Consider the following 13,369-nt stretch of genomic DNA (forward strand, 5'->3'; position numbering starts at 1 on the left):
AACCCCTTATCTCAGGAGCTGTTTTAAGCCGGTATTTATTGTAATTTAGATTCTTGAGAAATACAATCTAAACCAGATGAGAACAGTTATTTACCTGATTCTGAATTTGATGCTGCTGGGGCCACTGGCTATGAATGCTCAATTGGAAACGGGAGTGTACCGGGCCACTGAGCGACTGGATAATGGAAAACGCAATTACCTGTTGTTGGTATCCGAAGATTACCTGATTCACAGTATTTATGATTCAGAACCTGCTCGTTTTATTTCAACAATGGGAGGGTTTTATGAGATTTTGGAAGACAGCCTGAAAGTAGCCCTGGAATTCAATTCCGATTTCAGCGAAACCGGCAAAAGAGAGTATCTCACTACTTTGGGGTATACAGACGGGAAACTGATCCTGAACGGGAATGATAACAGGCCCTACCAAAAAGAACCGGGTTTGGAGCAAACCCTGGACGGCACCTGGTTGTTCGGAACCCGCGGGCCGGACACCGGCCAGGAGCGAAGGGGAGATTCAGGCCCGAGAAAAACGCTGAAATTCCTCAAAGACGGCTATTTCCAGTGGATTGCCTATAATACGGAAACCATGGACTTTAGAGGCACTGGGGGCGGGCGTTATGCTGCCGATAACGGGAAATATACTGAAGTGATACAGTTTTTTTCAAGGGATGATTCCAGGGTCGGAGCCGAATTGGATTTCAATTTTGAGCGAAAAGGGTCAGACTGGCACCACAGGGGAAAGAATAGCCGTGGGGAACCCATGTATGAAATCTGGCAACTGCGTTAATAGGCCTTAGCCGGCCTGAACGCCTTATCCTCCATTCGTATTGTCAATATCAGACTTTCCACCACTTTTGCTGAGCAGCCGGATGGAGTGTATTTCGATCTTCTTATCCAGGGGTTTCAGCATATCATACATATTGAGTGCGACTACACTGGCCCCATGCATGGCCTCTACCTCAACCCCGGTTTTATAATTTGTTTTGACGGTAATCCTGATATAGATTCTGAGGTCCCTGATCTCATACTCGATCTGGGTACTTTCAATGGGCAATGGGTGGCAATCGGGCAGGAGGTCCGGAGTCTTCTTAACTGCCAGCAGCCCGGCCGCCTTGCTCATCTCAAAAACGTCTCCTTTGGGAACCCTACCCTGCTCAATGGCATCAAGTGTTTCCCTACTTCCCAATAGGACCACAGCCTCAGCAGTTGCAATCCGAAGGGTCACCTTTTTATTCGTAATATCAACCATACTCAGGTATTGACCTTCCAGCTGTATGAACTGTCTTCCAGCAGCTCTTTCCCAAAAACAGGAAGTTCCTTTTTTATACGTTCAACCAAATGATGCAGCGCTTCAAATACTTCTTTCCTATGGGGAGAGGAAACAAAGACGAAAAGGCAAATTTCCCCCACCTTCACCTCGCCCAGGCTGTGGTAGACATGCATGCAACTCAGCTGATATTTTTCAAAACAGGCTTCGCGTATCTCATGCATTTTTTGTTCTGCCATCTCCTCATAGGCTGTATATTCTATAGCCCGTACCCTTTTACCCTCCAATTCATCTGCCCGCACCTGCCCCAGGAAGATATCGTGGGCCCCGATATCGGTTTTGGACTGATGTTTGGCTATTGAATTAGCGATAAATTCCGGGCTTATGGCCCCGGAAACAAAAAGGGTCTTCTTCTTTGCTTTCATAACAGCTGCCTTTGTTGACTAAGGTACCAAAGTTTTCAAAAAGTATTCATAAATTCGCAGACCCATTTGGCCCCGTAGTTCAATGGATAGAATAGAAGTTTCCTAAACTTTAGATGCAAGTTCGATTCTTGCCGGGGCTACGAATAAGCACAAAAGGCCTTTGCGAAAGCAAAGGCTTCTATTTTTGAGGACTGTCCTCACCAAGCTGGCTTGAGTGAGGACAGGACGAGAAAAGAGAACCAGCCTGCGTCAGCAGGATGGGCTTTTGTATTTTCAACACGAGGTCCAAAAGAACAGCGAAGCTATCTCTTGCTAAATTGTCCATCCAACTGCTGAAACGAGATCAAAACCAGCCTGCGTCAGCAGGATGGGCTTTTGTATTTTCAACACGAGGTCCAAAAGAACAGCGAAGCTATCTCTTGCTAAATTGTCCATCCAACTGCTGAAACGAGATCAAAACCAGCCTGCGCCAGCAGGATGGCCTTTTGTATTTTCAGCGCGAGGCCCAAAAGAACAGCGAAGCTATTTCTTGCCATTATCGCCAACTAAACACTTCAGTAAAAAGAGAACCAGCCTGCGTCAGCAGGATGGGCTTTTGTATTTTCAACACGAGGTCCAAAAGAACAGCGAAGCTATCTCTTGCCATTATCGCCAACTAAACACTTCAGTAAAAAAAGAACCAGCCTGCGTCAGCAGGATGGGCTTTTGTATTTTCAACACGAGGTCCAAAAGAACAGCGAAGCTATCTCTTGCTAAATTGTCCATCCAACTGCTGAAACGAGATCAATACCAGCCTGCGTCAGCAGGATAGACTTTTGTATTTATTTAGTCTTCTAACTCCACAACCAACTCAATCTCCACTGCAATCCCCCTGGGCAGAGAGCCCATTCCAACAGCGGCACGCGCATGTTTGCCGCGTTCCCCGAATACCTCCACCATGAGGTCAGAAAATCCGTTGATCACTTCCGGCTGGTTTGTAAAATCGGGAGTGGCATTGACCATCCCCAATACCTTGACAATCCTTTTGACTTTGGACAGGTCTCCCAGCTCAGCTTTTAATACAGCCAGCTGATTGAGCGCTACCAGGCGGGCAGCTTCATACCCCTCTTCGATACTGAGGTCTGCCCCCAGTTTTCCGGTTACATAGGTCCCATCTTCCTTTTTGGGCCCTTTCCCGGCCAGGAACAACAGCTTACCGCTGCGCACGGCATTCACATAGTTAGCCACTGGAGTGGCGGCCACCGGCAGGCGAATCCCCAATTCCTGGAGTTTTGCTTCCGGGTCAAAATCGGCATTTGCGAGTTCATTACTTTCAGGAAGGGGTCTGCTTAATTGCTCTTCTTTACATGCAGTTGTAGTTATAACAAGAAAGGCTAAGCATAATGCAAAAGATGTTTTCATGGATCACAGGTTTGGTATGAGCCTTAAATATACAAAGGAATTGACCTTAAAACCCCAATGAACTTATTAATACGATTGGCCCGGGTTTCCCCTGGCAACTCCCTCATAGTTCCTCCTCCTCATATTCAAATAATTGCTCAATAGGGAGGTCAAACAACCTGGATATTTTAAAGGCGGTGGGCAGGCTGGGATCAAATTTTCCTTTTTCAATAGCGTTTATTGTTTGCCGGGAAACCCCGACAGAATCAGCCAGGGCCTCCTGCGTCCATTGCCTTTCGGCCCGCAACACGCGAATTTTATTCTTCATTTCAATTCGGGATTAGCGGTACCTGTTGTTGTTTACCATTACGGATGCCATATAACAAATCCCCATAAAGATTACCAGAAAACTGATTTCGGCATCCCAGGGAATGACATTGGTGGTATCCAGGAGGGAATACGCCAGGCCCACTACCAGGGTAAGGCCAAGGGTTAGCCCCATGGATTCCAGCTGTATCTTTTTTTCCAGTTCATCGGATTGCTCAATAAACCGCCTGTTGGCCAGGATCATTCTTACTCCTAGCAGCAGGCTGATTGCAATAGCTGCAATGGTCAGGGCTTTGTTCCCATCCCAAAGGAACTTATTGCCGAAGGTAGCCAGAGCTATGGACAAAGTCCAGGCCAGAGTCCATCCGGCCAGATTACCCGTTATCCGTTTACGTTGATTTTTTTTATTCATATCTATTGTTTTCATGTCAATACTATTTGTCTTTATGTAAAGTTTATTTGACAAATATAAACATTATTTTTAAAATGTCAAGTCTTATTTACTTTTTGTGAGTAGATAGTAGCCTAACACGCTAAATATGTGTTACATAGCCCTTCCCAAATTGCACTTCTGTCAAAAACATAGTACTTTTCCTACAATTGTTTTTGGCTTGTCTTTATTGTTTGTTTATCAGTGCTTTAACTCCTATTTATTCCGTATCTTATAGGAAACAACCTAAAACCTATTACAATGAAAAAACTAAGTCTATTACTGGTCTTGTTCACTGCTTTTACATTAAGTGCACAAGAGTACTATTTCACCACCTACAATTTTACGGTTGAACCACAAAATGTGGAAACGGTTTACAATCTTTTTGACGCGTATTACTCCAAAAATAAACCTGCCGGAGTTAGCGTAGGATTGTATGAGAACCACTTCAACGATCCTGAGAATAACTTTTCTCATTCTGTAGTTTTTGGGGGGTCTTTGGAGAATTTAGGAAATATGTATTCCGGGGGGAATGATACATGGAACCTATTCCTTACGAAACTCAATCAGCACATCAAGGAAGGTTTCAGTTCGGCCATGGGGTCACGTCGTGCTATTCACGGTGATACCAGTACGCCTCATCCGGTACAACGCTACTTCCTTTTACATGTAGCTGAAATGGATAAATTCACTGATGCCTACAACAAGCGACTTACCACAATCAATCCGGCAGGAAGATTGAGTATGATGGGCACCATTTCAGCCGGTAGAGGACCAGACGGGGCCAATGTCTGGGTAATTAATGGCTTTAAAGACTTCAAAGCGGCAATTGGTGGAGTGGATGCCCTGATGACTGATGCCCAGAAAAAAACAATGGATGCGGCCTGGGAGGAATCAAGGGCTAACAGCGGGGATGTCACTCTGGTGCGCTCAGGCATGCGCGTATTATTGAAGAGCTGGTAAAACCGTTTGGAATTGAAATAATTATGTAAACCCGGCACCTTTTGGCGTCGGGTTTTATCATACCCCAAATTTTTAATCCTTTACATACTTATCCGTTCCCAAAATCGTTTTATTCAGGTATGAAGTCTCATCATTTAATTAGCATATGCCTTTATTTTAGTTGCATTGCAGTCTCCGCACAGCAATGGCATACCGATTTCCCAAAGGCGCAGGCGGTTGCCGCTAAGGAGAATAAACCCATTGTACTGGTTTTTCAGGGTTCCGACTGGTGCGCCCCCTGTATAAAACTGGACCGGGAAGTATGGGATACCGCTATTTTCAAAGAATTTGCTGCTTCCCACTTTGTAATGGTAAAAGCGGATTTTCCAAGAAAAAAGAAAAATGCCCTGCCGGAGCAGCAGGCAAAGGCCAATGCTGCCCTGGCCGATCACTATAACCCCAATGGCGTCTTCCCTCTGGTAGTTATTATGGATACCAAAGGAAGGGTAAAAGGCCGTGCCAGCTATGAGAAACTCGGCCCGGAGGCCTATATTGCAAAACTGTTAGCCTTTATCCAGTCAGACCCATGAAAAAATTGCTACTCTGTGCATTTATGGTTACGCTCTCTGCGGCTGGACAACAAACCCACCGGGAAGCCGTGACCCTGATGGGTAGTAATTTTGAGATTACAGTTGTTGCAGATACCCCTCGCCAGGCCGATCAGTGGATTGAATTGGCTGTTACCGAAATCCGCCGGATTGAAGCCCTTATTTCTTCCTGGGACCCTGCTTCCGAAACCTCAGAAATCAATCGTCAGGCCGGGATTAAACCTGTAAAGGTATCCCGGGAGTTGTACCAGCTCATAAAGCGGGCCATCGGGATCTCTGCACTTACTGACGGGGCTTTTGACATCAGCTATGCCGCCATGGACCGGATCTGGAAGTTCGATGGGAGCATGAGGGACCTTCCCGATCCAAAAGCTATTGAACAATCCGTAAGGCTTGTGGGTTATAAAAACATCCTCCTGAATGAAAAGGAAGGAACTGTCTACCTGGTTAAAAAGGGAATGAAAATAGGATTTGGCGGTATTGGGAAGGGTTATGCTGCAGACCGGACAAAAGAGGTCCTGGTCAGGGCCGGGGTACCAGCCGGGATCATAAATGCCTCCGGCGACATGAACTCCTGGGGGAAACAAAATAATGACAAACCCTGGCAAGTGGCTATTACCAACCCCATGTACAAAACCAAATCATACGGTATGCTTCCGCTTCAGGGCAGGGCTGTGGTCACTTCAGGGGATTATGAAAAACACGTCACCTTTGAAGGGGTTCGCTATGCCCATATCATTGACCCGCGTAGCGGATATCCGAGTACCGGGATTATCAGTACAACGGTCTTTGCTCCTAAAGCCGAGCTGGCAGACGCACTGTCTACAGCTGTTTTCGTGATGGGGATTGAAGCCGGGCTGGACCGCATAAACCAGATCCCGGAGGTAGATTGTATTATAGTGGATTCCTCAGGAGCATTGCATACTTCCAGGGGTATAGCGTTAAATTATTCGAGATGAGAAAATTTATTGTTTTAGGGCTTATGGCAGGTTTGCTGCAACTCCAATCGTGCGTGGTCATCAAGGAATACGAAATGGTAAACCTCAATGACCCCGACATGTCCCTTACGGATCAGAAGTGTGACCGAAACCTTATTGTAATGCATTCCTACAGGGAAGGAGCAGCCGGGGCAAACGGCGGTAAAACCGGAGGCGGATGCGGTTGCAATTAAGAAAATACATGCTGCAGAAGGTCCTGTACATCTTTATGTTGCTACCGCTCTCGGTTGGATTTGCCCAACAGCAGGATCCTCAGAAACCCTATCAGAAACGTGTGCTGGAAAGTACCGAGATAGACTTTCTGAGCAGTTACTACCAACAAGACGGGGAAAATGCAGCGGTTACAGGGGGGATTGGGACGGAAGAACTCACTGATGTTACCGGAAATGTAATCATAACCATTCGGCTTAACGCCAATGATATATTAAGTATAGACGCCGGGGTTTCTGCCTATACCTCGGCTTCCTCTAGCAATGTCAATCCATTTGACGGGCCCGCCGACCCCTTTGTGGCCAGTAGCGGGGCCTCTGGTAATGATGTGTGGTCCAGCGCCGTTTTTAACTACTCTCATAGTTCTGACGACAGGAACGCAATCTGGGGCGCCCGCTTTTCCGTTGCCACGGAATACGACTATTTTTCTCTGGGGGCAGGGGGGAGTTATACCCGGCTTTTCAACCAGAAAAATACAGAGCTGAGCATTCGGGCCAACGCCTACTTTGACCGCTGGACCACAATTTACCCCATAGAGCTTAGGCCTTTTGATACAGGGGGCAGCGGATTGAACGACCCACTCTTTGCCCTTTTTCCCATCACGGGTGAATCCAACTACAACCCTGATTTTACGGGGTTTTCAGATAAGGGTCGGAATTCGTATACCCTGGGGTTTGGTTTTTCCCAAATCCTTTCAAAAAATATGCAGGGAAGCCTCGCCCTGGACCTGATCAGCCAGCAGGGCCTGCTCTCTACCCCTTTTCAAAGGGTTTATTTCCAGGATGTGCCCGATAGTTTTATGGACGGTTTCCACCTTGCCGAGGACATAGAGCGCCTGCCGGACAACCGGTTCAAAATTGCCATAGGTGGTCGCTTAAATTATTTCCTGAATGCTACTTTGAGTATCCGTACCTATTATCGCTACTATACGGATGACTGGGGTTTGTCTGCACATACGGCCCAATTGGAAATTCCCTGGAAGCTTACAGACCGCTTTACCCTTTATCCTTCATACCGCTATTACAGTCAGGGCGAAACCGATTATTTTAGCTCCTATAATGAGCATCTCTCAACAGCAGCCTTCTACACCTCGGATTTTGACCTGTCTGCATACAACGCCAATCAATACGGTTTGGGCCTGGGGTATACCGATATTTTCACAGGGTTACGCCTTTTCCATTTCGGGCTTAAGAGCATACAGCTCAAATACTACTATTACGACCGGAACTCCCCTTTCTCCTCTCATATTGTAACCGCCGGCTTTAATTTTGTGCTGGATAATTGAAAAGAAGAAATGGTATTTTAGTAACACCTCGCCCAAATAACCTGGGAGCCTTTCAACTCAGAACCTCAGCCGGGGCGCATCCTGATTTTGTTCGTGATACAAGTCTGCCAGTTCGTTCATGAGAAATTCCACTATTCGCTCCTCAGAGGCCCCTTTTTGGTAGAATTTATAGGCATCGGGAAACTGCTCTTTCAGGAAAAAATCAAGGTCGTCTGAACCGTAATCATGGAAGGCATTCCAGGACCGCAGCCCTTCGAGCATCTTGCGATGGGCCACAAACCGCCTTCGGGCCGTTTCAAAATCGCGCTGAACCCTTCGCTTGTTTTTGTTTTCTTCTTTGCTGGATTCTGCATATAGTTCCTGAAAAGCCATAGTAACGCGACGGTCGGCCTCAATCGCCTCTGCAATCAAACGAAAATAGGCCCGGCTGACCAGTTTGGGATAACGATCCAGAAAAACCGGCGAGGCCTCCGGCCTCACTTCGGTCATTTTTACAGAAGGGAGGGCGTAGAATTCCGGTGAATCTCGCTCATCTGCCATAGCTGCAGAAACACTTGCCTGTTCCCACTGCCTGGAGCGGATCACCTCCTGCCATGCTTCGGCATACGGATCTTCCTGTTGTTTCAGGCCGCCACAACCCAGCAGCAACTGAAAGGATAAACAAAGAATAAAAATCCTGTAGCTTTTAAGCATACTGTCTTAAAGTATATGTTCTATAAAAGAAAACATTTTATGGCGATTTGAAATCAAAAGCAGACCATAAGAGCTCAATTATCGTTCAACCACCCGCTAGTCTGCATCAATGGCTCCTATCCCGGCTTCATATAGCGCTTTATTCAGTGACGGCAATTCCTCCTCAAGGATTTTCACAGCATCCGAGCGATATTTCAACCATCGCTGGTTCAAGCGACCAACCAATTCCACCGTGCCCTTATTGACTTTCGGAATGCTGCTGTCTGCGTGATTAAAGGCCGTGATATATTCAGCAGTAAATCCATTTACATAATTCTCTACATCGTCATAAGCCTTGGAAAGCCTTTGCACCATTATGGAGTCCCAGGTTTTCATGCGTTCCTGCAAAGCCACTGCTTTTGCATGTAATTCTTTTTGGCTTCCTGCATCCAGCTTTTCTATTACTTCTGCCAGGCGATTTTGTGCCCGGAAGAGCTTGTTCGTCATATTGGTCATCTCCTTATAGGTGGCCTCAGCCTCACTCATAAAACTGTGATATTCCGCATAATCCTGGGCAGAGACAGGCAGCATTGGGTTAGGCAACAAACGGGCCTTGGAAGTAAGTCGCTCTCCTTCGAAACTAAGCTGAAGGGTATACTCCCCGGGTTGTGCCTGATGCCCCCGAAAACTTCCTTCAATATACACCTCGGGAGCCCCTGGGAGGATGGGGTAGCGCAAATCCCAGACCATACGATTTAAGCCGGCCTTTTTAGGCAGCAGGGGTGCCTTGGGCGGGGCCCCTTCATATGCCTTGTAATCCGGATCGGGAAGGGAACTGTAGGAACGCACCAGTGCGCCTGTGGCATCCCTTATTTCCAACTTCAGTGGCGCCGAATCCGCAAGTACAGGCAGGTTGTAATAAATGACCATTCCGCTGGCAGGGTTTACTCCTTCGAACGCCCCGGTTCCGCTGGGGTCATTCCCATTCATGGAACTGCCCCAATTGGGAATAGTGGCAGGCTCCGGCGTGTACAAATGTGCTTTGGGGACCGCGCCCTTATGTTCCCTTAATACATGCATGTCGTCAAAAATCCAGAAGGACCTGCCCTGAGTGGCCAGGACCATATCCCCGTGCCGGATTTGTAAATCAGTAATGGGAACCACTGGCAGGTTGGATTGGAAGAGCTGCCATCTCGATCCCCCGTCAAAAGAAAGATAGAGGCCGGTCTCCGTCCCCGCAACCAGCAGGTCCTTACGGACCGGATCTTCCCGTACAACCCTGGTATAAGCCCCAACGGGGATATTTGCGGTGATATTTTTCCAGCTTTTTCCGAAATCCGTGCTTTTATAAAGGGCCGGGGCATGGTCATTAAACTTATAACGGGTAGTGGCAATATAAACTGTTGCCGGATCGTGTGGCGACACCTCAATGGCATTAACCAGCGTTTCCGGCATTCCCTTTGGGGTGATATTTTGCCAGGAGCCCCCGTTGTCTCTGCTGATATGCACCAGGCCGTCATCACTGGCTGTATAGAATACTCCCTTTTGGTGAGGCGACTCCGCAATATAACTGATGGTTCCGTAGTTCTCAGCACCCACGGCCTCATTGGTATACGGCCCCCCGCCATTGCCCTGTTTATCGTCCTGATTACGGGTCAGGTCGGGCGAAATCACTTCCCAGGAATAGCCTTCATCACGAGTACGCAGTACATATTGGGCACAGTGGTAGTAGGTGTTCGGTTCATGCATGGATTTTATAATCGGGGCATTCCAATTGAACAAATACTTCATTTCCCGGGCCGGCAATCCCAGATACAGGTTGGGTTCAATCATCACCCTGGTGCTGGCTTTTGAATTTACATCCAAAAGGTTGACTGTTCCCAGATAACTCCCCCCCATGACTTTTTCGGGATTATCGGGGTCAAAGGCGAGAAAGGCACTTTCTCCCCCGGCCGATGCCTCCCAGTGTTCCTCCCCGATACTCCGGCTGCCAATACCAATACTGGCAATCTTAACCGAGCTGTTATCCTGTTGCCCTCCATATAAATTGTAGGGAAAAAGGCTGTCCGTAGCCACGCGGTAGAATTGGGCCGTAGGCATATTATCCTGCCGAGACCAGTTCTTTCCCCCGTCAAAGGTTATTTCTGCCCCTCCGTCGTCCGAAATAACCATATTATTTGAATTATCAGGATTGATCCATAAATCGTGGTAATCTCCATGGTGGGTGCGGATCTCTTCCCAGCTCTTTCCGCCATCTATGGATCGGTAGGTGTCGGCACTGAGTACATATACGGTGTGTTCATCGTTAGGGTCCGGGAATACCTCAATATAGTACCAGGCGCGCTGCAATAGGCGGTGGTCCCCGCTTACCCGGCTCCAATTTTTCCCGGCATCCGAAGAGGTGAACAATCCTCCTTTTTCCTTATAGGTATCGCTTTCGACCAGGGCATACACCCTGTTTGGGTTGGCCCGGGAAACGGCCACTGCAACCTTCCCTTTTTCTTCCGGCAGGCCTTCATGGATCTTTTCCCAGTTTTCACCCCCATCTGTAGACTTATATATGCCACTTCCGTCACCCCCACTGATTACTTTCCACGGCGTCCTGAGGTGCTCCCACATCCCCGCGTACAAAACCTGTGGATTCTGGTAATCTATGGAAAGGTCGCTACATCCGGTAAGCTCGTTTACAAACAGTACCCGTTTCCAGCTTTTGCCCCCGTCTGTGGATTTGTAAACGCCGCGCTCTGCATTGGGGCCATGAAGGGCCCCCTGGGCAGCCACCCAGACAATATCTGGGTTAAGAGGATGAATTATGATCCTTGAAATATGACGGGTTTGTTCCAGCCCCATATGTTCCCAGGTTTTCCCGGCGTCCAGGGATTTGTAAACCCCATCCCCGTACGAGGTCATAACTCCCCGGGGAGCGTGCTCGCCCATGCCCACGTAAACCACATTTGGATGGCTCTCAGAGACGCTCACCGTTCCCACCGAACCCGTCTTAAAATACCCGTCCGAAATATTCTCCCATTTCTGTCCGGCATCGCTTGTCTTCCACAAACCGCCTCCGGTGGTACCCATATAATAGGTGAGCGGGTCGCCCACCACCCCGGATGATCCGGTAGACCGGCCTCCGCGGAAAGGACCTATGTTCCGGAATTTTGCAGGCTTTAAAAAGGTGTTGAGTTCCTGTGAAAAGCCGAGAATCCCGGAAAAGGAGAAAATAAGCGCAAGGGTGATTTTTTTCATTTCAGCTGGTTTTTAAAGAGGCTTATAAATGTAGGAATAGTTTCGTACATTTTAAATCCGAATACTAGACCGATGAAAAACTACAGATTCCTCTTAATTGCACTCTTTAGTCTGTTTTATTTAACCAGCAATCAAGCACAGGATAAGGTTGCCCTTTTGGATGACATGATCCGGGAAGGGATTCAGGACTGGCATATTCCGGGAATGACCGCCATAGTTGTTCAGGAGGGGGAAGTGGTTTTTAGTAAAGTGTACGGGGTCAGAAACATAGAGAGCCAGAAGGGCGTTAACCGGGAAACCCTATTCAATATGGGGTCTACAACCAAGGCTGTGGTTTGCATGGCCCTTGGGAAATTAGTAGATCAAAAAAAACTAAAGTGGGACGATAAGGTTCGTTCCCACTTGCCTGAATTCAGGCTTTCAGACCCTTATATAACGGAAGAGGCCAGGGTGCAGGACTTACTAACCCATAACCTGGGAATTGCTCCTGCGGACCTGCTTTGGGTGATAGACAGTGTTTCTACAGAGCAGACAGTGGCGCGTTTTGCCCTCTCGGAAAAGTCATACCCGCTTAGGGGAGGATTCGCTTACAACAATATGATGTACGCCGTAGCGGGTGAAGTAATAGAGGCTGTTTCTGGGGTGCACTGGACAAAATTTGTTGAAGAGCATATCTTCAAGCCGCTGGAAATGGAGCGGACCGTTGCCAGGGTATCCGATATTTTTAGTTCGGGCAATTATGTGACCCCTTACCAGTACGATACAGCCGAAGGCCTGGATCCGGCACCGTTTAACCGCTCCGACCAGATTGGGGCCGCAGGGATGATCTGGACCTGTACGGCTGATATGGAGCATTATTTGCAGATGCTGTCCCAGGGAGGCGTTTATAAAGGAAACCGCCTGCTGAGTCCGGAAACCTTCTCCTATTTATTTAAGCCGCATGCTTTTGTGGGAGCAACAAATTTTTATCCGACTCAGGAACTTACCAAACCGGATTGGATGACCTATGGGTTGGGCTGGTTCCAGCATGACTACCGCGGACATAAACTGGATTTTCATACCGGCAGTATAGCGGGGCTGGTGGCCATTGCAGGAGTTATTCACGATACCAAAACCGCAGTATATGTACTGGCAAACCGGGACCACGCCGAACTGCGGCATGCTATTTTATATAAAGCAATGGACCTCTGGGCCTTTAACGATTCTGAGCGACACTGGCACCGGGAAATTTTTGATCTCTACGAAAAAAGAAAGGGACTTGCAGAAGCGGCTCTTGAAAAATTCAATAAGAGTCAAATACCCGGCACTTCCACAAGCCAGTCATTACAGGCATTTAGGGGCAGATATACCCATCCTATGTTGGGGGAGGCAATGGTTAATGTTGCTGAATCAGGGCTGGAGATAACTTTCAATGGGTTTGTAAACTTCAATGCGGAACATTGGCATTATAACTCCTTTATCTCTGACAAGGAAAACAAGCTGCAAAGCCGCCTGCTCTTTACCTTTGAGATAGGGCCAGAGGGGACCGTTTCAAAACTGGGCGCTTTTGGGGAATATTTTAAAAAAGTTTCCGAATAGT

At 47.7% G+C, this 13,369-nt stretch carries 14 protein-coding genes and 1 tRNA gene; 8 read left to right on the forward strand and 7 right to left on the reverse strand.

Features of this window, described 5'->3' with window-relative positions:
* Positions 1-76 precede the first annotated feature (76 nt).
* Positions 77-787, forward strand: a complete 711-nt coding sequence (locus tag ACT6NU_RS04820; RefSeq protein ID WP_445383330.1) for a hypothetical protein — start codon at positions 77-79, stop codon at positions 785-787.
* 24 nt (positions 788-811) lie between these two features.
* Here the strand turns inward: ACT6NU_RS04820 and moaC are convergent, their stop codons facing one another.
* Both moaC and ACT6NU_RS04830 read right to left on the reverse strand, forming a co-directional pair.
* A complete protein-coding gene (gene moaC, locus ACT6NU_RS04825) occupies positions 812-1,249 on the reverse strand; it encodes a cyclic pyranopterin monophosphate synthase MoaC (RefSeq protein WP_445383331.1) in 438 nt (145 codons plus the stop codon).
* Positions 1,250-1,251: 2 nt separating this feature from the next.
* A complete protein-coding gene (locus tag ACT6NU_RS04830; RefSeq protein ID WP_445383332.1) occupies positions 1,252-1,692 on the reverse strand; it encodes a molybdenum cofactor biosynthesis protein MoaE in 441 nt (146 codons plus the stop codon).
* Positions 1,693-1,760: 68 nt separating this feature from the next.
* On the opposite strand from ACT6NU_RS04830, the gene ACT6NU_RS04835 reads away from it, so the two are divergent.
* Positions 1,761-1,832 (forward strand) — tRNA-Arg (locus ACT6NU_RS04835).
* 685 nt (positions 1,833-2,517) lie between these two features.
* On the opposite strand, the gene ACT6NU_RS04840 is transcribed toward ACT6NU_RS04835, so the two are convergent.
* The 3 genes from ACT6NU_RS04840 to ACT6NU_RS04850 all read right to left on the reverse strand — a co-directional run bounded on the left by ACT6NU_RS04840 (position 2,518) and on the right by ACT6NU_RS04850 (position 3,811).
* Positions 2,518-3,093 carry a RidA family protein gene (locus ACT6NU_RS04840; protein WP_445383333.1) on the reverse strand — a complete coding sequence of 192 codons (576 nt, stop codon included), beginning with the start codon at positions 3,091-3,093 and terminating at the stop codon, positions 2,518-2,520.
* A 103-nt stretch (positions 3,094-3,196) separates the two neighbouring features.
* Positions 3,197-3,400: a helix-turn-helix transcriptional regulator gene (locus tag ACT6NU_RS04845; protein WP_445383334.1), complete on the reverse strand. Its 204-nt coding sequence runs from the start codon at positions 3,398-3,400 to the stop codon at positions 3,197-3,199.
* A gap of 12 nt (positions 3,401-3,412) precedes the next feature.
* Positions 3,413-3,811 carry a hypothetical protein gene (locus tag ACT6NU_RS04850; protein WP_445383335.1) on the reverse strand — a complete coding sequence of 133 codons (399 nt, stop codon included), beginning with the start codon at positions 3,809-3,811 and terminating at the stop codon, positions 3,413-3,415.
* A 279-nt stretch (positions 3,812-4,090) separates the two neighbouring features.
* Here ACT6NU_RS04850 and ACT6NU_RS04855 point away from each other — a divergent pair, with 279 nt between their 5' ends.
* The 5 genes from ACT6NU_RS04855 to ACT6NU_RS04875 all read left to right on the forward strand — a co-directional run bounded on the left by ACT6NU_RS04855 (position 4,091) and on the right by ACT6NU_RS04875 (position 7,872).
* Positions 4,091-4,792 carry a hypothetical protein gene (locus tag ACT6NU_RS04855; RefSeq protein ID WP_445383336.1) on the forward strand — a complete coding sequence of 234 codons (702 nt, stop codon included), beginning with the start codon at positions 4,091-4,093 and terminating at the stop codon, positions 4,790-4,792.
* Positions 4,793-4,911: 119 nt separating this feature from the next.
* The gene (locus ACT6NU_RS04860) at positions 4,912-5,361 is read left to right on the forward strand and encodes a thioredoxin family protein (protein WP_445383337.1); all 450 of its coding nucleotides are present in this window, start codon (positions 4,912-4,914) and stop codon (positions 5,359-5,361) included.
* Positions 5,358-6,338, forward strand: a complete 981-nt coding sequence (locus ACT6NU_RS04865) for an FAD:protein FMN transferase (RefSeq protein ID WP_445383338.1) — start codon at positions 5,358-5,360, stop codon at positions 6,336-6,338. The genes ACT6NU_RS04860 and ACT6NU_RS04865 overlap by 4 nt, the downstream gene beginning before the upstream one ends.
* On the forward strand, positions 6,335-6,550 hold the full coding sequence (locus ACT6NU_RS04870) for a DUF4266 domain-containing protein (protein ID WP_445383339.1): 216 nt from the start codon (positions 6,335-6,337) through the stop codon (positions 6,548-6,550). Before ACT6NU_RS04865 ends, ACT6NU_RS04870 begins: the two co-directional genes overlap by 4 nt.
* The gene (locus tag ACT6NU_RS04875; protein WP_445383340.1) at positions 6,535-7,872 is read left to right on the forward strand and encodes a DUF3570 domain-containing protein; all 1,338 of its coding nucleotides are present in this window, start codon (positions 6,535-6,537) and stop codon (positions 7,870-7,872) included. The genes ACT6NU_RS04870 and ACT6NU_RS04875 overlap by 16 nt, the downstream gene beginning before the upstream one ends.
* Positions 7,873-7,929: 57 nt before the next feature.
* Here the strand turns inward: ACT6NU_RS04875 and ACT6NU_RS04880 are convergent, their stop codons facing one another.
* A complete protein-coding gene (locus ACT6NU_RS04880; RefSeq protein ID WP_445383341.1) occupies positions 7,930-8,565 on the reverse strand; it encodes a hypothetical protein in 636 nt (211 codons plus the stop codon).
* 96 nt (positions 8,566-8,661) lie between these two features.
* Positions 8,662-11,790: a VPS10 domain-containing protein gene (locus ACT6NU_RS04885; protein ID WP_445383342.1), complete on the reverse strand. Its 3,129-nt coding sequence runs from the start codon at positions 11,788-11,790 to the stop codon at positions 8,662-8,664.
* A 72-nt stretch (positions 11,791-11,862) separates the two neighbouring features.
* Here ACT6NU_RS04885 and ACT6NU_RS04890 point away from each other — a divergent pair, with 72 nt between their 5' ends.
* Positions 11,863-13,368: a serine hydrolase gene (locus ACT6NU_RS04890; RefSeq protein WP_445383343.1), complete on the forward strand. Its 1,506-nt coding sequence runs from the start codon at positions 11,863-11,865 to the stop codon at positions 13,366-13,368.
* The last annotated feature ends 1 nt before the right edge of the window (position 13,369 follow it).

The organism is Robiginitalea rubriflava, from assembly GCF_052540725.1.

Excerpts from the sequence above, each read along its gene's own strand:
- ACT6NU_RS04875 (WP_445383340.1), top strand. The coding sequence starts at position 6,535 with ATGCGGTTGCAATTAAGAAAATACATGCTGCAGAAGGTCCTGTACATC.
- ACT6NU_RS04880 (WP_445383341.1), bottom strand. The coding sequence starts at position 8,565 with ATGCTTAAAAGCTACAGGATTTTTATTCTTTGTTTATCCTTTCAGTTG.
- moaC (WP_445383331.1), bottom strand. The coding sequence starts at position 1,249 with ATGGTTGATATTACGAATAAAAAGGTGACCCTTCGGATTGCAACTGCT.
- ACT6NU_RS04855 (WP_445383336.1), top strand. The coding sequence starts at position 4,091 with ATGAAAAAACTAAGTCTATTACTGGTCTTGTTCACTGCTTTTACATTA.
- ACT6NU_RS04870 (WP_445383339.1), top strand. The coding sequence starts at position 6,335 with ATGAGAAAATTTATTGTTTTAGGGCTTATGGCAGGTTTGCTGCAACTC.
- ACT6NU_RS04865 (WP_445383338.1), top strand. The coding sequence starts at position 5,358 with ATGAAAAAATTGCTACTCTGTGCATTTATGGTTACGCTCTCTGCGGCT.
- ACT6NU_RS04885 (WP_445383342.1), bottom strand. The coding sequence starts at position 11,790 with ATGAAAAAAATCACCCTTGCGCTTATTTTCTCCTTTTCCGGGATTCTC.
- ACT6NU_RS04845 (WP_445383334.1), bottom strand. The coding sequence starts at position 3,400 with ATGAAGAATAAAATTCGCGTGTTGCGGGCCGAAAGGCAATGGACGCAG.
- ACT6NU_RS04890 (WP_445383343.1), top strand. The coding sequence starts at position 11,863 with ATGAAAAACTACAGATTCCTCTTAATTGCACTCTTTAGTCTGTTTTAT.
- ACT6NU_RS04850 (WP_445383335.1), bottom strand. The coding sequence starts at position 3,811 with ATGAATAAAAAAAATCAACGTAAACGGATAACGGGTAATCTGGCCGGA.
- ACT6NU_RS04840 (WP_445383333.1), bottom strand. The coding sequence starts at position 3,093 with ATGAAAACATCTTTTGCATTATGCTTAGCCTTTCTTGTTATAACTACA.
- ACT6NU_RS04860 (WP_445383337.1), top strand. The coding sequence starts at position 4,912 with ATGAAGTCTCATCATTTAATTAGCATATGCCTTTATTTTAGTTGCATT.
- ACT6NU_RS04830 (WP_445383332.1), bottom strand. The coding sequence starts at position 1,692 with ATGAAAGCAAAGAAGAAGACCCTTTTTGTTTCCGGGGCCATAAGCCCG.
- ACT6NU_RS04820 (WP_445383330.1), top strand. The coding sequence starts at position 77 with ATGAGAACAGTTATTTACCTGATTCTGAATTTGATGCTGCTGGGGCCA.